The organism is Pseudomonas sp. BIGb0558 (assembly GCF_024807515.1).
Taxonomy (GTDB): domain Bacteria; phylum Pseudomonadota; class Gammaproteobacteria; order Pseudomonadales; family Pseudomonadaceae; genus Aquipseudomonas; species Aquipseudomonas yamanorum_A.
The window spans coordinates 134,071-151,862 of sequence record NZ_JANUEW010000013.1 but is presented as its reverse complement, the minus strand read 5'-3'; the positions used below and the strand labels follow the sequence as shown (position 1 = coordinate 151,862).

General features: G+C 61.2%; 19 protein-coding genes. 2 read left to right on the top strand and 17 right to left on the bottom strand.

Going from position 1 to position 17,792, the window contains the following annotated elements; all coding sequences use genetic code 11:
* The 8 genes from pabC to M2400_RS17745 form a co-directional block, all read right to left on the bottom strand.
* Complete coding sequence (gene pabC / locus M2400_RS17780) at positions 1–816, bottom strand: aminodeoxychorismate lyase (RefSeq protein WP_259195996.1); 816 nt, start codon at positions 814–816, stop codon at positions 1–3.
* Positions 816–2,060 carry a beta-ketoacyl-ACP synthase II gene (gene fabF / locus M2400_RS17775; RefSeq protein WP_259195997.1) on the bottom strand — a complete coding sequence of 415 codons (1,245 nt, stop codon included), beginning with the start codon at positions 2,058–2,060 and terminating at the stop codon, positions 816–818. The genes pabC and fabF overlap by 1 nt, the downstream gene beginning before the upstream one ends.
* Positions 2,061–2,170: 110 nt before the next feature.
* Positions 2,171–2,407 carry an acyl carrier protein gene (gene acpP, locus M2400_RS17770; protein ID WP_003175607.1) on the bottom strand — a complete coding sequence of 79 codons (237 nt, stop codon included), beginning with the start codon at positions 2,405–2,407 and terminating at the stop codon, positions 2,171–2,173.
* A gap of 192 nt (positions 2,408–2,599) precedes the next feature.
* A complete protein-coding gene (gene fabG / locus M2400_RS17765; protein WP_004371297.1) occupies positions 2,600–3,343 on the bottom strand; it encodes a 3-oxoacyl-ACP reductase FabG in 744 nt (247 codons plus the stop codon).
* A 27-nt stretch (positions 3,344–3,370) separates the two neighbouring features.
* Positions 3,371–4,309: an ACP S-malonyltransferase gene (gene fabD, locus M2400_RS17760; protein ID WP_177042963.1), complete on the bottom strand. Its 939-nt coding sequence runs from the start codon at positions 4,307–4,309 to the stop codon at positions 3,371–3,373.
* Positions 4,310–4,435: 126 nt separating this feature from the next.
* Positions 4,436–5,446 (bottom strand): phosphate acyltransferase PlsX, encoded by a 1,011-nt coding sequence (gene plsX / locus M2400_RS17755; RefSeq protein WP_177077350.1) that lies wholly within the window; start codon positions 5,444–5,446, stop codon positions 4,436–4,438.
* Between the two features lie 4 nt (positions 5,447–5,450).
* The gene (gene rpmF, locus M2400_RS17750; RefSeq protein WP_004371305.1) at positions 5,451–5,633 is read right to left on the bottom strand and encodes a 50S ribosomal protein L32; all 183 of its coding nucleotides are present in this window, start codon (positions 5,631–5,633) and stop codon (positions 5,451–5,453) included.
* Between the two features lie 13 nt (positions 5,634–5,646).
* A complete protein-coding gene (locus M2400_RS17745; RefSeq protein ID WP_017475815.1) occupies positions 5,647–6,174 on the bottom strand; it encodes a YceD family protein in 528 nt (175 codons plus the stop codon).
* 105 nt (positions 6,175–6,279) lie between these two features.
* Here M2400_RS17745 and M2400_RS17740 point away from each other — a divergent pair, with 105 nt between their 5' ends.
* Entirely contained in the window at positions 6,280–6,858 is a 579-nt protein-coding gene (locus M2400_RS17740) for a nucleoside triphosphate pyrophosphatase (RefSeq protein WP_259196002.1), read from the top strand.
* Between the two features lie 129 nt (positions 6,859–6,987).
* On the opposite strand, the gene M2400_RS17735 is transcribed toward M2400_RS17740, so the two are convergent.
* The 3 genes from M2400_RS17735 to rluC are packed head-to-tail and all read right to left on the bottom strand — an operon-like array spanning position 6,988 to position 9,610.
* Positions 6,988–7,980 carry a S49 family peptidase gene (locus M2400_RS17735; RefSeq protein ID WP_177042960.1) on the bottom strand — a complete coding sequence of 331 codons (993 nt, stop codon included), beginning with the start codon at positions 7,978–7,980 and terminating at the stop codon, positions 6,988–6,990.
* A gap of 21 nt (positions 7,981–8,001) precedes the next feature.
* Entirely contained in the window at positions 8,002–8,664 is a 663-nt protein-coding gene (locus tag M2400_RS17730) for an HAD-IA family hydrolase (RefSeq protein WP_259196003.1), read from the bottom strand.
* Positions 8,651–9,610 carry a 23S rRNA pseudouridine(955/2504/2580) synthase RluC gene (gene rluC, locus M2400_RS17725; RefSeq protein ID WP_004371325.1) on the bottom strand — a complete coding sequence of 320 codons (960 nt, stop codon included), beginning with the start codon at positions 9,608–9,610 and terminating at the stop codon, positions 8,651–8,653. The genes M2400_RS17730 and rluC overlap by 14 nt, the downstream gene beginning before the upstream one ends.
* A 738-nt stretch (positions 9,611–10,348) precedes the next feature.
* On the opposite strand from rluC, the gene rne reads away from it, so the two are divergent.
* Complete coding sequence (gene rne, locus M2400_RS17720) at positions 10,349–13,603, top strand: ribonuclease E (RefSeq protein WP_405046175.1); 3,255 nt, start codon at positions 10,349–10,351, stop codon at positions 13,601–13,603.
* 66 nt (positions 13,604–13,669) lie between these two features.
* Here rne and M2400_RS17715 read toward each other — a convergent pair whose 3' ends face one another.
* The 6 genes from M2400_RS17715 to M2400_RS17690 form a co-directional block, all read right to left on the bottom strand.
* Positions 13,670–14,257, bottom strand: a complete 588-nt coding sequence (locus M2400_RS17715) for a nucleotidyltransferase family protein (RefSeq protein ID WP_177042957.1) — start codon at positions 14,255–14,257, stop codon at positions 13,670–13,672.
* Positions 14,254–15,240 carry an XdhC family protein gene (locus M2400_RS17710; RefSeq protein WP_259196006.1) on the bottom strand — a complete coding sequence of 329 codons (987 nt, stop codon included), beginning with the start codon at positions 15,238–15,240 and terminating at the stop codon, positions 14,254–14,256. The genes M2400_RS17715 and M2400_RS17710 overlap by 4 nt, the downstream gene beginning before the upstream one ends.
* A gap of 125 nt (positions 15,241–15,365) precedes the next feature.
* Entirely contained in the window at positions 15,366–16,385 is a 1,020-nt protein-coding gene (murB, locus tag M2400_RS17705; protein ID WP_259196007.1) for a UDP-N-acetylmuramate dehydrogenase, read from the bottom strand.
* On the bottom strand, positions 16,382–16,846 hold the full coding sequence (locus M2400_RS17700) for a low molecular weight protein-tyrosine-phosphatase (protein ID WP_010165863.1): 465 nt from the start codon (positions 16,844–16,846) through the stop codon (positions 16,382–16,384). Before M2400_RS17700 ends, murB begins: the two co-directional genes overlap by 4 nt.
* Complete coding sequence (kdsB, locus tag M2400_RS17695; protein ID WP_259196008.1) at positions 16,846–17,610, bottom strand: 3-deoxy-manno-octulosonate cytidylyltransferase; 765 nt, start codon at positions 17,608–17,610, stop codon at positions 16,846–16,848. The genes M2400_RS17700 and kdsB overlap by 1 nt, the downstream gene beginning before the upstream one ends.
* Positions 17,607–17,792 carry a Trm112 family protein gene (locus tag M2400_RS17690; RefSeq protein ID WP_003174668.1) on the bottom strand — a complete coding sequence of 62 codons (186 nt, stop codon included), beginning with the start codon at positions 17,790–17,792 and terminating at the stop codon, positions 17,607–17,609. Before M2400_RS17690 ends, kdsB begins: the two co-directional genes overlap by 4 nt.

Here is a 17,792-nt window from a genome sequence, read left to right as displayed (position 1 = left end):
TCAAATATCCAATAGTGCGCGAACAATGCCCTGCAGTTTACGGGTGAGCGGCCCAACCGGCCAGCTCATCGCAGCACATCCGCGCACCGGCCAAATGCCATATACGCTGTTGCACACAAAGACTTCGTCGGCCTGTTGCAGCTGCTCAAGGCTGATATCGGCCACGCTCGTCGGGATGCCCAACGCCTGCGCCTGGGCCAACACCTCGGCCCGCATGACGCCGGCGACACCGCAGCGATTCAGATCAGCGGTCAGCAACACGCCGTCACGCACCAGGAACAGGTTGCTGAACACGCCTTCGATGACTCGACCGGACATATCCAGCATCAAACCTTCGGCGTGCTCGGCATCCTGCCACTCGGCGCGGGCGAACACCTGTTCCAGGCGATTGAGGTGCTTGAGGCCAGCGAGCAACGGCTGCTCGGACAAACGGGTGGTACACGCAAACAGGCGAATGCCTGAGGCTGCATGTTCCGGGGGATAAGTGGCAGGCGGACTGCCTTGCAGAATGCGCCGCGCGGGAGCGCCAGCGCTGATGCCATAACCGCGCTGGCTGTCGCCACGGGTCAGGATCAACTTGAGTACACCGTCACCGAGGGCGGCGGCATAGGCCAGCAATTCGCTGCGGATCAACGGCTGATCCGCAACAATCGCCAACCGCCTGCAACCCTCTTCAAGGCGCTGCAGGTGGCGGTCGAGCAGCACGGGCTGCCCGGCCTTGACGGCAATGGTCTCGAACAACCCATCACCGTACGCCAGGCCACGGTCTTTCAGGGGCACTGCGCCCGCCGGCTGACCGTCGACCCAGCTCTCCATCACTCGGCGAACCGGCGGAACACCAGGGAACCGTTGGTACCACCGAAACCGAACGAGTTGGACAGCACCACGTCGATCGGCATCTTCTGCGCTTCGTGCGGCACGAAGTTCAGGTCGCAGCCTGCATCCGGCTCATCGAGGTTGATGGTCGGCGGAGCGACCTGATCCTTGATGGCCAGCACGCTGAAGATCGCCTCGACCGCGCCCGCCGCGCCCAACAGGTGGCCGGTCATGGACTTGGTGGAGCTGACCGCCAGCTTGTAGGCGTGCTCGCCGAACACCGACTTGATGGCCTCGGCTTCCGCCAGGTCACCCGTCGGCGTAGAAGTGCCGTGGGCGTTGATGTACTGCACCTGGTCGATGTTGACCTTGGCATCACGCAACGCGTTGGTAATGCAACGTGCCGCACCGGCGCCGTCCGACGGCGGCGAGGTCATGTGGTACGCATCACCGCTCATGCCGAAACCAATCAGCTCGGCGTAGATAGTGGCGCCACGGGCCTTGGCGTGCTCCAGCTCTTCGAGTACCAGCGCACCGGCACCGTCGGCCAGCACAAAGCCGTCACGGCCCTTGTCCCAGGGACGGCTGGCACGGGTCGGCTCGTCATTGCGGGTCGACAGTGCGCGGGACGCGCCGAAGCCGCCCATGCCCAGGCCACAGGCGGCCATCTCGGCGCCGCCGGCGATCATCACGTCGGCTTCGTCATAGGCGATGTTGCGCGCCGCCATGCCGATGCAGTGAGTACCCGTGGTGCACGCCGTGGAAATGGCGTAGTTAGGCCCCTGGGCACCCAAGTGGATGGACAGGAAACCGGAAATCATATTAATGATCGAGCCAGGCACGAAGAACGGTGAAATTCGACGAGGGCCAGACTCGTGCAACGTGCGGCTGGTTTCTTCGATATTGGTCAGACCGCCAATACCCGAACCCATGGCCACGCCGATGCGCTCACGGTTGGCGTCGGTAACTTCCAGGCCGGCATTACGCACCGCCTGAAAACCGGCTGCCAGGCCGTATTGAATGAACAGGTCGAGTTTGCGGGACTCTTTGACCGAGAGATATTCCTCGACATTGAAGTCCTTTACCGAGCCGCCAAAACGGGTGGAATAGGCAGAAAGGTCCGTGTGTTCGATCAGACCAATACCACTGCGGCCAGCCAGAATGCCCTGCCAACTGCTCGGCACATCCGTACCCAGTGGCGACAACATACCCATACCGGTGACTACGACGCGTCTACGCGACACAGCACTCTCCTTTTTCTAATGACGACACTTTGCATCAGGCTTAAAGGAAAAAACCGCACGCCATAGGGCAGTGCGGTTTTTCCATCACAGCAAGCGACGATTACAAACTATTACGCCTGGTGGCTAGTAACGTAGTCGATAGCAGCTTGAACGGTAGTGATTTTTTCAGCTTCTTCGTCCGGGATTTCGGTCTCGAATTCCTCTTCCAGAGCCATCACCAGCTCAACGGTGTCAAGGGAGTCGGCACCCAGGTCTTCAACGAAGGAAGCAGTGTTTACCACTTCTTCTTCTTTAACGCCCAGTTGCTCAGCAACGATTTTCTTGACGCGCTCTTCGATGGTGCTCATACCTTGTTTTCACTCCTAATGGACAAATTCAGGCAGCTGGCCAGTGGGTAAGTGTATAGAAAGGCTTTTCAGCTTTTCAACTGAAAGCTTCACCCTCGTACCCTATCGGCCATCTGCCTATAAATAGATTGCAGCTTTATAACGGATTTTAGACAGCTCGTATGACATTTTTTTGAAGCGATCCGTCACAATTTAACTCATGTACATCCCGCCGTTCACCGGGATTGTAGCCCCAGTCACGTATGCCGCACCGTCGGATGCCAGGAAAGCGACCACATTCGCGATCTCTTGAGCCTGGCCCAGACGGCCCAGCGGAATCTGCGTCAGCAACGCTTCACGCTGCGCTTCAGGCAGTTCGCGGGTCATATCGGTGTCGATGAACCCTGGGGCCACCGAATTGACCGTAATCGACCGCGAGCCCACTTCACGCGCCAGTGCACGGCTGAAACCTTCCAGACCGGCCTTGGCGGCTGCGTAGTTTACTTGGCCTGCGTTGCCCATGGCACCCACTACGGAGCCAATATTGATAATTCGACCCCAACGAGCCTTGGTCATGCCGCGCAAAACACCCTTGGACAGGCGAAACAGACTGTTCAGGTTGGTATCCACGACGTCATGCCACTCGTCGTCTTTCATGCGCATCATCAGGTTATCGCGGGTAATACCGGCATTGTTCACCAGAATAGCCGGTGCACCGAATTGCGCTGTGATTTCAGCCAACACGGCAGCCACGGACTCATCGCTGGTCACGTTAAGCTCAAGGCCGGTGCCCTGAACGCCGTTCTCCTTCAACGTCGCAGCAATGCGCTCAGCGCCGGCGGCGGAGGTGGCGGTACCGATGACCACAGCGCCCAGACGGCCCAGCTCCAGGGCGATCGCCTGGCCAATGCCACGGCTAGCGCCGGTAACCAGTGCAACTTTACCTTGCAGACTCATGCAGGCTTCTCCTAGGTTCGGAAATTATCAGGCCAGGGCTGCGCGAGCGGCAGCGAAGGCATCCGGGGTATTGAGGTTGGAAGTCGACACGCCTTCGGCGCAACGCTTGTTCAGGCCGGCCAGGACTTTGCCCGGGCCGCACTCTACCAATTGAGTGGCGCCGTTGGCGGCCAGGGTCTGCACCGACTCAACCCAGCGAACCGGCTTGTACAGCTGCTCCAGCAGGTCGCGCTTGAGGGTTTCCAGGTCGGGAGCCACCGCGGCGCTGACGTTCTGCACCAGCGGAATCTGCGGCGCCTGCCAGTTGATGGCGGCGACGGACTCGGCGAAACGCTCGGCAGCCGGGCGCATCAGTTCGCAGTGGGACGGCACGCTGACCGGCAGCGGCAATGCACGCTTGGCGCCACGGGCCTTGCAGCCTTCGATGGCGCGCTCTACAGCGGCCTTGGCACCGGCGATCACCACCTGACCAGGGGAGTTGAAGTTCACGGCGCTGACCACTTCACCCTGGGCCGCTTCGGCACAGGCAGCAATCACGTCAGCATCTTCCAGGCCAAGAATAGCAGCCATGCCGCCCTGCCCGGCCGGAACCGCTTCCTGCATCAACTGGCCACGACGCTCGACCAGCCTGACCGCTTCACCGAGGGTCAGGCTGCCAGCCGCCACCAGGGCGCTGTATTCGCCCAGGCTATGACCGGCGACGTAGGCCGGACGCGCACCGCCTTCAGCCAGCCACAGGCGCCACAGGGCGATGGAGGCGGTCAGGATGGCCGGTTGGGTCTTGTCGGTTTGGTTGAGCAGCTCTTCCGGCCCTTGCTGGGTCAGTGCCCACAGGTCGTAACCCAAGGCATCGGAAGCTTCCTTGAAAGTTTCCAGTACAAGCGGATGTTCCGCGCCCAGCTCGGCCAACATGCCGAGGGACTGCGAACCCTGCCCTGGAAAGACGAATGCGAGGGATGTAGACATGTAACAAGCCCCTAATGATCTGGTCGTCGGAAATTGGCGCCCCACATGTGGGAGCACAAGAAACTGACAGATTGGATGGTCAATTGAACTGGCCGGTCACATTTAAGCATTTCCGGCCCGATTCGCCTAAGGCAACAGGTCCTCAAGGCGCCCGTGCAAGCGTTGCGGCAGGTTTTCCTGGATCTCGATCAAGGCGCGCTGGATGGCGCTTTGAAAACCCTGCACCCCTGCCGAGCCGTGACTTTTCACCACAATACCCTGCAACCCCAGGAAACTCGCGCCATTATGCCGCGCCGGTGCCAGGTCAGCCTGCAAGCGCCGCATCAAGGGCAACGCCAAAGCGCCCACCAGCCGCGAAGCCAGGTTGCGCTTGAACAAGGCCTCGATGCGCCCGGCAATCATGGTCGCCAGGCCTTCGCTGGATTTGAGCAGGATATTGCCCACAAACCCGTCGCACACCACGACGTCCGCTTCGCCGCGGTACAAACCGTCACCCTCGACAAAACCGATGTAGTTCAAGCCGCGCGCGCTTTGCAACAACGTCGCTGCCAGCTTGACCTGCTGGTTGCCCTTGATGTCTTCGGTGCCGATATTCAGCAAGGCCACCCGTGGCCGGGCCACACCCAGCGCTTCGGCTGCCACCGAGCCCATCAGGGCAAAGTGCAGCAGGTGCTCGGCACTGCAATCGACGTTCGCCCCCAGGTCCAGCAACTGGCAGTAGCCCTGCTGGGTCGGGATCGCCGCAACCATCGCCGGCCGATCAATTCCCGGCAGGGTTTTCAGCACATGCCGGGACAACGCCATCAACGCCCCGGTGTTGCCGGCACTGACACAGGCCTGGGCCTTGCCGTCGCGCACCAGCTCCAGGGCCACCCGCATCGAAGAATCAGGTTTGCCGCGCAAGGCCTGGGCAGGCTTTTCATCCATGGTGATGGCTTCGCTGGCCGGAGTAATCGTCAGGCGCGCGCGATCCACCGCCGGATGGCTGGCAATCAGTTCTTCAAGTAAGGAGGGTTGACCGACGAGGGTCAGGTGCAGCGAGGGCGTGGCAGACAGGCAAGCAATGCAGGCCTGAACAATGCTGCGGGGACCGAAGTCCCCGCCCATTGCGTCAATCGCGATGACTTGAGCAGACAAGTGATTACTCGTCAGCGCCCTTGTCGATCACTTTACGGCCACGGTATACGCCTTCTGGCGATACGTGGTGACGCAGGTGAACTTCACCGGTGGTTTTTTCTACAGACAGAGTGCTTGCCGTCAGGGCGTCGTGGGAACGACGCATGTCACGGGCAGAGCGGGATTTTTTGTTCTGCTGAACAGCCATAATTGATTAACTCCTAAACGTTTGGGTCACGCTTTAACTGCGCCAATACACTGAACGGGTTGGACCGCGTTACCTCGTCCTCGCTCGGTTCGGGCTCATCGAGACCCGCCGGCTGCTGGCATTCTTCCGGATGATGAGCAGGCACAATGGGCAAGGCGAGCAAAAGCTCCTCCTCGATCAGTGACTGCAGATCCAAAGGATCTTCGCCCAGTTCCAGCACGTCATAACCTTTCGGCAACGACTGGGTATTCGCACCCTCTTTCACCACAGCATAACTGCATTCGCTGTGGATCGGCAGGGTGACCAGCTCAAGACAACGCTGGCAAACCATTTTGACTTCGGTGTCGATAAAGCTGTGGATTACCACAGACTTACGTTCATCTCGTTCAAAAACGAATTTAGCCTGCACCGTACCGACAGTGTCGGAAAGCGGGTCGCAGAGTCTCTCCAAATCGGCCAGCAGCACTTCACCTTGAAGGGTAGTGCCACGATCAGCCAATTTGCGCGGGTCAACGTGAGGTGGAATCGGGTCATTCAACATAGGCGCAGCATTATAGGGATGCACCCGCCCATGTCAAAGGAAATTCAGCCCTGTCCGTCGCGGGGCCTCCCCGCTAGAATCCGCGACTGCCTTGAGGAGACGCCCATGCTGCCTTTATTACTCGCTTCCAGCTCGGTTTATCGCCGGGAATTGCTGAATCGTCTGCACCTGCCGTTTATCTGCAGCTCGCCGGATATCGACGAAAGCCGCCGCCCGGACGAGTCCGCCGTGGAACTGGTCAAGCGCCTCGCCGAAGAAAAAGCTCGCGCCCTGGCCAGCAGTCATCCGGGGCACCTGATTATCGGCTCGGACCAGGTCGCCGCGCTCGACGGCCAGATCATCGGCAAGCCCCACACCTTCGAGAAGGCCCGTGAGCAACTGCTGGCGGCGAGTGGCAAGCGCGTCAGCTTCCTCACCGGGCTGGCACTACTGAACAGTGACACCGGGCACTGCCAGGTCGACTGCATCCCCTTCACCGTACACATGCGCACACTGGACGCAGCGCGCATCGAGCGCTACCTGCGCATCGAACAGCCCTACGACTGCGCTGGCAGCTTCAAGGCCGAAGGGCTGGGGGTGAGCCTGTTTCAAAGCACCGAAGGCCCGGACGCTACCAGCCTGGTCGGCCTGCCATTGATTCGACTGGTGGACATGCTGCTGGCCGAAGGCGTGCAGATTCCCTGAGAACACCCCAAAACAAATGTGGGAGCTGGCTTGCCTGCGATGCAGACACCTCGGTCCATCAGTCGCACCGAGGTGATGCTATCGCAGGCAAGCCAGCTCCCACATTTTGAACCGTGCTGCGTTGAGGTCTCAGCGCAGGGTCGGCCCCTGGAAGCCCATGTACAGCGCCAGCTTTTCAGCCACGCTGGCACCCAGCTTCTTGGAGAAACGGTCAAACGGCGATTCCTGAACCGTGAAGTCCACCAGTTCTTTCTCGCCAATCACATCCCGCGCCACCGAACTTGCACTGCCCAGGCCATCGATCAAGCCCAGCGGCAGCGCTTGCTCGCCGGACCAGACCAGGCCGGAGAACAATTCCGGATGCTCTTTATCCTTGAGCCGGTCACCGCGCCCTTGCTTGACGCTGGCAATGAACTGCCGATGAGTGGTATCCAGCACGCCCTGCCAGAACTGGGTTTCATCCGCCTTTTGCGGCTGGAACGGATCCAGGAACGACTTGTGCTCGCCGGACGTATAGGTACGGCGTTCAACCCCCAACTTCTCCATGGTGCCGACAAAGCCGTAACCGGCCGCCGTCACACCAATGGAACCCACCAGGCTGGCCTTGTCGGCGTAGATCTGGTCGGCCGCGCTGGCGATGTAATAGGCACCCGAGGCCCCCAGATCGGAAATCACTGCATACAGCTTGATGTCCGGGTGCAAGGCGCGCAGGCGACGAATCTCGTCATACACATAACCCGACTGCACCGGACTGCCACCCGGGCTGTTGATGCGCAGGATCACGGCCTTGACCTTGGAGTCTTCGAAAGCGGCCCGCAGACTGCTGACAATATTGTCGGCACTGGCGGACTCCTTGTCGGCAATCACCCCTCGCACTTCGATCAACGCCGTGTAGTTACCGCTACGGGTGGCGCTCTTTTCCATATCCATCAGCGGACTGAACAACGCCAGCATGCCCAGCAGGTAAATAAAGGTCAGAAGCTTGAAAAAGATCCCCCAACGCCGGGAGCGACGCTGTTCCTGCACACTGGCCAGCAGGGTCTTCTCCAGCAACTTCCAGCTTCTGTCATCGCCATTGTTATCGGCATTGGCCTTCTCAGGCGCTTTCCACTCGTCGGTCATGCCATCTACCCCAGCAAAGACTTAATGGGCCCGGCTCAGCCAGGCCTGCAATTCAGAAAAACGGTCAATCGTCAGTCTCGGCTCGTACGCCTGCAATGCCTCGGCAGACTGGGCGCCGTAGCTGACCGCCACGGAGTCCATGCCAGCATTACGCGCCATCATCAGGTCGAACGACGCATCCCCCACCATCAACGCCTGCCGAGGCGACACACCGCATTGAGCGAGGATCTGTTCGAGCATCAGAGGATGGGGTTTGCTGGCGGTTTCATCCGCCGCACGGGTGGCGTCGAAATAATTTTCCCAGCCATGCGCCTTGAGCACCCGATCCAGGCCGCGACGGGCCTTGCCGGTGGCCACTGCCAGGTGATAGCCGTCGGCGCGAAACGCTTCCATGGCCTGGGCTACGCCTTCAAACAGCGGTGAAGGCTGGGCATCCAGCGCCATGTAGTGATCGGCATAGTGCTGACGAAAGGCTATCAGGTCGTCGTCGCCGATCTCCGGATACAGGGTGCGGATCGCTTCCGGCAGGCCCAGGCCGATAATGCCCTTGACCGCCAGGTCGTCGCACAACGCGTAACCGGAACGGGTCGACGCAGCGTGCATCGACTCGACAATCCGACCAATGGAATTACACAACGTGCCATCCCAATCAAAGATCAGCAGCTTGTAGTCAAGGTGCGACACTCAGGCGCTCCACGGTCTTGGCCCACATCTCATCGACAGGCGCTTGCAGCTTCAATTCGCCGCCATCGGGCAGCGGCACGGTGAGCATGTAGGCGTGCAGGAACAGGCGCTTGCCACCCAGATCGCGAATCTCCTTGGAGAAATCCTCGTCGCCGTATTTGGTATCGCCGGCGATGCAGTGGCCCGCGTGCAGGGTGTGCACCCGAATCTGGTGGGTACGGCCGGTGACCGGCTTGGCCTCGACCATGGTGGCGAAGTCACCAAAGCGGCGCAGTACCTTGAACAGGGTCAGCGCCTCCTTGCCCTCCTCGTCCACCTCGACCATGCGTTCGCCGGAACGCAGGTTGCTCTTCTGCAACGGCGCGCGGACGCTCTTGATCGAGGTTGCCCAGTTGCCGCGTACCAGCGCCATGTAGCGCTTGTCCACGCCATCGCCGCGCAGGGCGGCATGCAGGTGGCGCAACATGCTGCGCTTCTTGGCGATCATCAGCAGGCCGGAGGTGTCGCGGTCCAGACGGTGGACCAACTCCAGCTCCTTGGCGTCCGGGCGCAACTGACGAAAGGCTTCGATCACCCCGTAGTTGAGGCCACTGCCGCCGTGAACGGCGATGCCGCAAGGCTTGTTGATCACGATCAGCGCCTTGTCTTCAAAGACAATCGACGCCTCAAGGCGTTGCAACAGGCCTTGGGCCAGGGGGACCGGTTCGTCCCGCTCAGGCACCCGCACCGGCGGCACACGGACGATGTCGCCCGCCTGCAGCTTGTACTCGGGCTTGATCCGGCCCTTGTTCACGCGCACTTCGCCTTTACGCAAAATGCGGTAAATCAAGGTCTTGGGCACGCCTTTGAGCCTGGCAAGAAGAAAGTTGTCGATGCGTTGGCCGGCATATTCCGGCGAGACCTCAAGCAGCTGGACGCTGGGGGTCTGGGGGGCGGTAGTCGTCATGGCGGCGATGATAACAATTTTTTATGGAATTGAAGCACTTAATCATTGCTGCTATAGTCGCGAACGCCGCCAAAAGCGGCCTGGACAGAGGACTAGCGGCAAACTGCCGGCCCTGACCATCGCAATTCATCAGGACGCGAGGCCGTCCTACGGGGCTTTCGCCACCCTGGAAGGCTCGAGATTGTAACAAGCGCAGGTGACATGAGGCCTGAAGCGAGTGCAAGAAGCAGAGTGATTACTCGCCTTTTGCGCCGATATTTACGGCCAGTTCACAAAGTGCAGTCAGTCTTGAGCCAGACCACGGCGAATGCTTCGGAAACAACGCCTGTTACGAGCTGAGTGAGAGCACAGTCGCCCACACCCGGTCTTGTTTAGCCATGAGCGTGTTCTCCCCATTGGAGAACACGGTAAATGCCAACCCGCTGCGGATTCTGCGCGCGGCAGCACCCGAATTATCAGGGATACGTGTAGGGTGGAGATGCACAACCGTCGGACCGTGTAGCACTAGGCTTATATTTAGACGCTTCATCTCGTCCACAGTCGCCGGTTGATTCCTCCTCCTGACTGAGTGCTTAAGTCACCACAGCAAGCAGGAAGCGTACGTCGCGATATCGCCCATTTTGGCGGGTATTGCTGGACACTGGAGTGGCCAACCACTCTTGACGCACCTGACACCGACCGTGAGAAGTCGTGTGTGCCGAACGCCGTTTCCGGCAGCCCGGAAACCGACGGTACAACATGAAAAGAATGCTGATTAACGCAACTCAACCCGAAGAGTTGCGTGTTGCACTGGTAGATGGCCAACGCCTCTACGACCTGGACATCGAGTCCGGTGCACGCGAGCAAAAGAAGGCCAACATCTATAAAGGCCGGATTACTCGCATCGAACCAAGCCTTGAGGCTGCCTTTGTCGATTTCGGCTCCGAGCGCCATGGCTTCCTGCCCCTCAAAGAAATCTCCCGCGAATACTTCAAGAAAGCTCCTGAAGGCCGCGTGAACATCAAGGACGTCCTGAGCGAAGGCCAGGAAGTCATCGTCCAGGTGGAAAAAGAAGAACGTGGCAACAAGGGCGCCGCCCTGACCACCTTCATCAGCCTGGCTGGCCGCTACCTGGTCCTGATGCCGAACAACCCGCGTGCCGGCGGCATCTCCCGTCGCATCGAAGGCGAAGAGCGCAACGAACTGCGTGAAGCGCTGAACGGTTTGATCGCTCCGGCCGACATGGGCCTGATCGTGCGCACTGCCGGCCTTGGCCGCAGCAGCGAAGAAATGCAGTGGGACCTCGACTACCTGCTGCAACTCTGGACCGCTATCAAAGAAGCTTCGCTGGATCGTTCCGCGCCGTTCCTGATCTACCAGGAAAGCAACGTGATCATCCGCGCCATCCGCGATTACCTGCGCCAGGACATCGGCGAAGTGCTGATCGACAGCGTTGAAGCCCAGGACGAAGCCCTGACCTTCATCCGCCAGGTGATGCCGCAGTACGCCAGCAAGATCAAGCTGTACGAAGACAGCGTTCCGCTGTTCAACCGTTTCCAGATCGAAAGCCAGATCGAGACCGCTTTCCAGCGCGTGGTCGAACTGCCTTCCGGCGGCTCCATCGTGATCGACCCGACCGAAGCCCTGGTGTCCATCGACATCAACTCGGCGCGTGCCACGAAGGGTAGCGACATCGAAGAAACCGCCCTGCAGACCAACCTGGAAGCGGCTGAAGAAATCGCCCGCCAGCTGCGCCTGCGTGACATCGGCGGCCTGATCGTGATCGACTTCATCGACATGACCCCGGCCAAGAACCAGCGCGCCGTGGAAGAGAAAGTCCGCGAATGCCTGGAAGCTGACCGTGCCCGCGTACAGGTCGGCCGTATCTCCCGCTTCGGCCTGCTGGAAATGTCCCGTCAGCGCCTGCGTCCATCCCTGGGCGAAAGCAGCGGCATCGTCTGCCCGCGTTGCAACGGCACCGGCATCATCCGTGACGTTGAATCGCTGTCCCTGGCGATCCTGCGCCTGATCGAAGAAGAAGCCCTGAAAGACCGCACTGCCGAAGTGCGCGCCCAGGTGCCGATCCCGGTCGCTGCGTTCCTGCTCAACGAAAAACGCAACTCGATCACCAAGATCGAACTGCGCACTCGTGCCCGCATCGTCATCCTGCCGAACGATCACCTCGAGACGCCGCACTTCGAAGTGCAGCGCCTGCGTGATGACAGCCCGGAAGCCCACGTCAACCAGTCCAGCTACGAAATCGCTGCTGCCGCTGCCGAAGTGGAAGAAGTCCAGCCAGCTGCTGCGACCCGCACCCTGGTTCGCCAGGAAGCTGCCGTCAAGACCGCACCAGCCCGTGCCAACGCACCGGTTCCGGTTGAAGCTGCCGCTCCGGTTGCCGCGCCAGTTACCCTGCCTGAACCAAGCCTGTTCAAAGGCCTGGTGAAGTCGCTGGTCAGCCTGTTCGCCACCAAGGAAGAGCCGGTTGCGCCGGTTGTGGTCGAGAAGCCTGTGACTGAACGCCCTGCGCGCAATGAAGAGCGTCGCAACGGTCGCCAGCAGAGCCGCAATCGCAACGGTCGCCGTGACGAAGAGCGCAAGCCTCGTGAAGAACGTGCACCTCGCGAAGATCGCGCGCCACGTGAAGAGCGCCAACCGCGCGAAGCCCGTGAAGAAACCCCAGCCGTAGCCCGTGAAGAGCGCGCACCGCGCGAAGAACGTGCACCGCGCACTCCACGCGCCCCTCGTGAAGACCGCAAGCCACGTGGCGAGCGCGAAGAACGCGTGCGTGAACTGCGTGAGCCGCTGGATGCCACTCCGGCCGTAGCCGCCGCTGCTGCAACCGTTGCCACCGCTGAAGAGCGTCCAGCTCGCCAGCCCCGTGAAGAACGTGCGCCACGCCCTCCTCGTGAAGAGCGTCAACCACGTGCCGAGCAAGCGGCTCCAGCCGGTGAAGAAGAAGAGCTGCTGTCCAACGAAGACCAGCAACAGGAAGACGGCCAGGACAACGCCGAAGGCGATCGTCCACGCCGCCGCTCCCGTGGTCAGCGTCGTCGCAGCAACCGTCGTGAGCGTCAACGTGATGCCAACGGCAATGAAATCGAAGGCTCGGAAGAGACCGGCGAAGCTACCGCTACTGGCGAACCGACTGGCGCCGAACTGGCTGCCGGCCTGGCCGTTACCGCCGCTGTTGCCAGCTCGGTCATCAGCGCACCTGCTGAAGCCCAAGCCAACGAGCAAGCTGAAGCCGCCACCGCCGCCATCCAGGAAAACACCGTTGTAGAGACGCCAGTCGTCGAAGCACCGGTAGTTGAAGCAACGACTCCGGTCGAAGCGCCAGCTGTTCCGGAAGTGGAAGTGGAAGTAGCGCCGGTTCGTCACGTTCGTGAAGCTCGCGAGCCTCAGCCTGTAGCTGAAGTGGTTGCCGAGCCTGAGGTTGTTGTTGAACAACAGCCAGTGGTTGAAGCCGCTGTTGAAGCACCGGTTGCAGAGCCAACCCCTGAAGTGCGTGAAGTTCGCGAAGAACAGACCGCGTTCCAGTGGACCGCCGAGCCAGCCGCAGTGGTTGAAGCAGTCGAAGCACCAGCACCGGCTCCAGTCGTCGAAGAAGCTCCAGCGCCAGTCGCTGAAGTGGTTGTCGCCGCGGAACCTGTTGCCGTGGTTGCCGAGCCTGAGCCAGTGGTTGAAGCGCCAGTGGTTGCCGAAGTCGCCGCTCCGGTGGTTGAAGCCACTCCAGTCAGCGCCCTGACCGAAAACGGCCGTGCGCCGAATGACCCGCGTGAAGTGCGTCGTCGTCGCAAGGAAGCTGAAGCAGCCGCCGCTGCTGCCAAGGCCGCTGCCGAAGCAGCTCCAGCCGTTGCTGAAGTGGTCGAAGCAGCCCCTGCTCCGGTCACCGAAGCCGTGGTTGAGCACACTGCCCCTGTCATCGACGAGAAAGTGCGTTCCGTTGAAGAAGTGGTAGAGCACCAGCCTAAAGCCCTGGAAGAAGAGCACGAGCCTAAACCCCTCGTCTGATTCCATCGGCTACTAAAAAGCCCCGCCTGAGTGATCAGGCGGGGCTTTTTTATGTCTGCCTATCAGCTAGCGGTAGTTCAGCAAAGCCGGCACGTCCACATCCCACAACACACCGGGATCATCGACTGCCACTTCCTGTAGCGAGGCATGGGCAAACAGTGGCTTTGCTCCGCGATCACCGGTCAGTGCCATTAATGCCGGGCCGAACGAACGGCCAAATCCTACAGGATGACCATACTGGCCTGCGTGCACCGGGACACTGATACCGTCCTCTCCAACGCCTGCCATCACCTGCCCGATACTCGCAGGCAGGATAAACGGCATATCCCCCAGCACCACCAGCCAACCGGCAGACGGCCCACTGGCAGCCACTGCGGCGGCGATGCTGTCGCCCATGCCCGGCGAGCGCAACAGCAGCACTTCGCAACCGTGCACCTTTGCCAACCGGATGACTTCCGCGCGATCCGGCGACGTCACCAACCAACGTTTTGCAACGGCAGATGGCAAACTCACCAGCACCTGTTCGATTACCGGCCGCGTGACGCCGTCCCGGCCCACACAGGGCGCCAGCAACTTGTCCTGATCGGCACCCGCCTCAGCCCGAAAACGACTGCCCTGCCCCGCCGCCAGGATGATCGCGGTGATGCCCGTCAACTGACGGCTGCCTGCAACGGCTTTTTCTGCAACAGATCAATCCCGTTCTTGATGGCGACGATTTCCGCCATCAACGACAAGGCGATCTCCGCCGGTGTATGGCTGCCGATATGCAGGCCGATAGGCCCATGCAGCCGCGCAATGGCGTTCACACTCAACCCGAGCGCCGCGAGATTTTCCCGGCGCTTCTGGCTGTTGACCCGCGAACCCAGGGCACCAATGTAGAACGCCCTGGAATTGAGGGCCGTCAACAACGCCATGTCATCCAGGCGCGGGTCATGGGTGAGCGCGACAATGGCGGTGCGTTCGTCGGTCTGGATATTCAGCACCGCTTCATCCGGCATGCCCGGCACAAAACGCCCGTGCTGTTCTTCCCAGCCATAGACAAACTCCTGGCGCGGGTCGCAGATCAGCACTTCGAAATCCAGCAACCGCGCCATTTCCGCCACGTACCGTGACAGCTGGCCCGCACCGATCAACAGCAGGCGCCAGCGCGGACCATAAATCGCCCGTAATCGCTCGCCGTCAAAGCTGACCACATCGGTCTTGCTCGCACCGCTCAGCACCACCTCACCGGTGGCCAAGTCCAACTCGCGGGCGACAATCTCGTGCGCCTCACAGCGCGCCAGCAGTTCAGCCACCCAACCCGGATCCCCCACCCGCTCCTCGGTCAGGCGCAGGGTGCCACCGCAAGGCAGGCCAAAACGCGCAGCCTCGTCGCGGGTGACGCCATAGGTCACCAACTGCACAGGCGGCCCGTCGTCAGGCAGCCGGCCATCCTGCAAACGGGCGATCAAGTCATCCTCGATGCACCCGCCCGACACCGAGCCAATCACCACCCCGTCACCGCGCAGGGCCAGCATGGCCCCCGGCGGACGTGGCGCGCTGCCCCAGGTCTGGACCACGCTGTACAGCACCACCCGCTGCCCGGCGCGGCGCCATTCCAATACGCTGCGCAATACATTCAGATCGACGCTGTCCATCAGGCGTTCGCCTCCTGCCAATCTTCCGTGAGCGGATAAAAATATGAGTAGTCAGCTAAGTTAACTCAGCGCAAATAAAAAAGCCCTGCAATGCAGGGCTTGGTGCGTCAAAAAACAAGCTTAGTTCAATAGCGATTGGGCTCCATTTCCAGCACCACCTGGAAACGCTTTTCGATGTCCTGCTGGATACGCAACGCGAGGCCGGCAATGTCCTGGCCGGTGGCCGCGCCGTAGTTCACCAGCACCAGTGCCTGCAAGCGATGCACGCCGGCATCACCGTCGCGAAAGCCCTTCCAGCCGGCCTTGTCGATCAGCCAGCCGGCAGCCAGTTTCATCTGCCCGTCGGCCTGGGGGTAAGCCACCATGTCCGGATATTGAAGCTGCAACTCGGCGGCCAGCGCCTGTGACACCAGCGGGTTCTTGAAGAAGCTGCCGGCATTGCCGAGCACCGCCGGGTCCGGCAGTTTCTCGCTGCGAATACTGCAAATGGCGCGGCTGACGTCGCTCGGGCTGGCCTGCGTAATGCCTTGTTCGGTCAGGCGCTGTTGCACCGGCCCGTACTCCAGCTTCAGGTGCGCGGCGCGACTCAAGGCAAAACGCACCCGCAGGATCAGCCAGCGGCCGGTTTCGTGCTTGAACAGGCTGTCGCGGTAGGCAAAGTTGCACTCGGCCAGGCTGAAATCCCGCAGCTCGCCGGTGTGGCGATCGAGGGCGGTCAGGCCGGCGAACACGTCCTTGATCTCCACACCATAGGCGCCGATGTTCTGCATGGGAGCGGCGCCAACGGTGCCGGGGATCAGGCTGAGATTTTCCAGGCCGGAAAAACCCTGGGCCAAGGTCCACAGCACAAACGGATGCCAGGCTTCGCCAGCTTCGGCCTCAACCACCACCTGGATGCCATCATCCTGCACGACCCGGATGCCCTGGCTGGCCATGCGCAGCACCAGCGCGTCGATATCCTGGGTCAGCAACAGATTGCTGCCGCCGCCAATCACCAGCAATGGCAGTTGATGCCCGGCGGCATAGGCCAAGGCTTCACGCACGTCGCTATCGTTATGGGCCTCGGCAAACAGCCGGGCGCGCACGTCGATGCCAAAGCTGTTGAACGGTTTGAGCGAAACCTGGGCTTGCACCTGCAACGTCATAACCGGCCCTTCAATTCAATCACCAACAAGTCACACGCGCGCTCGATCAGGTCGAGGACGGTTTCGAAGCCTTGGTCGCCTTCGTAGTAAGGGTCCGGTACTTCATCCACCACCGAGTCGTAACGGCGCAGGAACAGATCCAGGTCCGCCTTGCCTTGGGCCGGCTGCATCGCCTTGAGGTTACGCAGGTTGCTCTGGTCCATGGCCAGGATCAGGTCGTAGCGGGAAAAGTCGGCCCGGGAGACCTGCTGGGCCCGCTGGGCCGACAAGTCGTAGCCACGCTGCAGCGCTGCCCGCTGGCTGCGCTTGTCCGGCGGATTGCCCACGTGCCATTCACCGGTGCCGGCGGAGGCCACTTCAACCTGATCAGCCAGGCCGGCTTCCCGCAGTTTGTGGCGCAACACGCCTTCTGCCGTCGGTGAACGGCAGATGTTGCCCAGGCAGACGAACAGAACCTGCATCAGGCCCCCAGCAGGCGACGAACGCGCTCGAGGTCTTCAGGGGTGTCGACACCGGCCGGTGGCGCTTCCAGGGCATCGCCCACGTGGATGCGCACGCCGTGCCACAGAGCCCGCAGTTGTTCCAGGGATTCGGTATTTTCCAGCCAGCACGGGCCCCAGCTGACGAAGTCATGCAGGAAACCGGCGCGGTAGGCGTAGATGCCGATGTGGCGGCGGTAAGGCACGCCCGCCGGCAGCACGTCAGGCTGCTTGGCAAACGCATCCCGCGCCCATGGCAAGGTGGAGCGGCTGAAGGTCAGCGCCAGGCCATTGAGGTCACTGACCACTTTCACCACGTTGGGGTTGAACAGGGTCTCGATGTCTTCAATCGGCTCGGCCAGGGTCGCCATGCGGGCTTCGCCATGGGCTGCCAGGTTGGCTGCCACCTGGTCGATCACGCAGGGCGGAATCAACGGCTCGTCGCCTTGCACGTTGACCACGATGGCGTCCGCCGCCAGCCCCAGCTGGGTGGCCACTTCGGCCAGGCGGTCGGTGCCGGAATTGTGGTCTTCACGGGTCAGCACCGCTTCGGCACCAAAGCCTTTGCAGGCCTCGATGATGCGCGGATCGTCGGTCGCGACCACCACCCGTTCGGCGCTGCTTTTGCAGGCCTGTTCCCACACCAGCTGGATCATCGGCTTATCGCCGATCAGTTGCAGTGGTTTGCCGGGCAGGCGGGTGGAGGCGTAGCGGGACGGGATGACAACAGTGAAGGCGGTGGTCATTTATCCAGGCGCTCGTCGGTGGTCAGGGTACGGGCTTCGCTTTCGAGCATTACCGGAATCCCATCACGGATCGGGTACGCCAGGCCGGCGCCCTTGCTGATCAGCTCGGTTTTGTCGGCGCTGAGCTTGAGCGGGCCTTTGCAGATCGGGCAAGCGAGGATATCGAGCAGTTTGGTGTCCAT

Bases quoted from the DNA above. Each gene is read 5' to 3' on its own strand.
- pabC (WP_259195996.1), bottom strand. From the start codon at position 816: ATGGAGAGCTGGGTCGACGGTCAGCCGGCGGGCGCAGTGCCCCTGAAA.
- acpP (WP_003175607.1), bottom strand. From the start codon at position 2,407: ATGAGCACCATCGAAGAGCGCGTCAAGAAAATCGTTGCTGAGCAACTG.
- fabG (WP_004371297.1), bottom strand. From the start codon at position 3,343: ATGAGTCTGCAAGGTAAAGTTGCACTGGTTACCGGCGCTAGCCGTGGC.
- fabD (WP_177042963.1), bottom strand. From the start codon at position 4,309: ATGTCTACATCCCTCGCATTCGTCTTTCCAGGGCAGGGTTCGCAGTCC.
- rpmF (WP_004371305.1), bottom strand. From the start codon at position 5,633: ATGGCTGTTCAGCAGAACAAAAAATCCCGCTCTGCCCGTGACATGCGT.
- M2400_RS17745 (WP_017475815.1), bottom strand. From the start codon at position 6,174: ATGTTGAATGACCCGATTCCACCTCACGTTGACCCGCGCAAATTGGCT.
- M2400_RS17740 (WP_259196002.1), top strand. From the start codon at position 6,280: ATGCTGCCTTTATTACTCGCTTCCAGCTCGGTTTATCGCCGGGAATTG.
- M2400_RS17735 (WP_177042960.1), bottom strand. From the start codon at position 7,980: ATGACCGACGAGTGGAAAGCGCCTGAGAAGGCCAATGCCGATAACAAT.
- rluC (WP_004371325.1), bottom strand. From the start codon at position 9,610: ATGACGACTACCGCCCCCCAGACCCCCAGCGTCCAGCTGCTTGAGGTC.
- rne (WP_405046175.1), top strand. From the start codon at position 10,349: ATGAAAAGAATGCTGATTAACGCAACTCAACCCGAAGAGTTGCGTGTT.
- M2400_RS17710 (WP_259196006.1), bottom strand. From the start codon at position 15,240: ATGGACAGCGTCGATCTGAATGTATTGCGCAGCGTATTGGAATGGCGC.
- murB (WP_259196007.1), bottom strand. From the start codon at position 16,385: ATGACGTTGCAGGTGCAAGCCCAGGTTTCGCTCAAACCGTTCAACAGC.
- M2400_RS17700 (WP_010165863.1), bottom strand. From the start codon at position 16,846: ATGCAGGTTCTGTTCGTCTGCCTGGGCAACATCTGCCGTTCACCGACG.
- kdsB (WP_259196008.1), bottom strand. From the start codon at position 17,610: ATGACCACCGCCTTCACTGTTGTCATCCCGTCCCGCTACGCCTCCACC.
- M2400_RS17690 (WP_003174668.1), bottom strand. From the start codon at position 17,792: ATGGACACCAAACTGCTCGATATCCTCGCTTGCCCGATCTGCAAAGGC.